This is a genomic window from Lactiplantibacillus sp. C232 (assembly GCF_023806725.1).
GTDB lineage: Bacteria > Bacillota > Bacilli > Lactobacillales > Lactobacillaceae > Lactiplantibacillus > Lactiplantibacillus plantarum.
Genome location: NZ_JAMSKZ010000073.1, coordinates 1 through 251, shown reverse-complemented (window position 1 = coordinate 251; position 251 = coordinate 1). Strand labels below are relative to the sequence as shown.

Here is a 251-nt window from a genome sequence, read left to right as displayed (position 1 = left end):
AAAAAAAGAGCATCGGTCGCACCCGATACTCTACGAAATTATCCTCGAAAGGACATTCCTAATATGCAAGATTATTATAACATGAATCAAACCACTTTGAGTATCGCCTTGGATTACCAACCAGAAGAGCATCATCCTGCTCGTTACATCAACCAGCTTGTTGAGAGTTTAAAACTAAAATATGATTACCAGTTTGGCCGTCCGCGGGAATATAACCTCGGTGCCATGTTAAAACTGGTCCTTTTAGCATA

General features: G+C 40.2%; 1 pseudogene. It reads left to right on the top strand.

The annotated features are described in order from the left end of the window. Window positions 1-63 precede the first annotated feature (63 nt). Window positions 64-251, top strand: a pseudogene (locus MZO41_RS16675) (IS1182 family transposase); the annotation flags it as partial.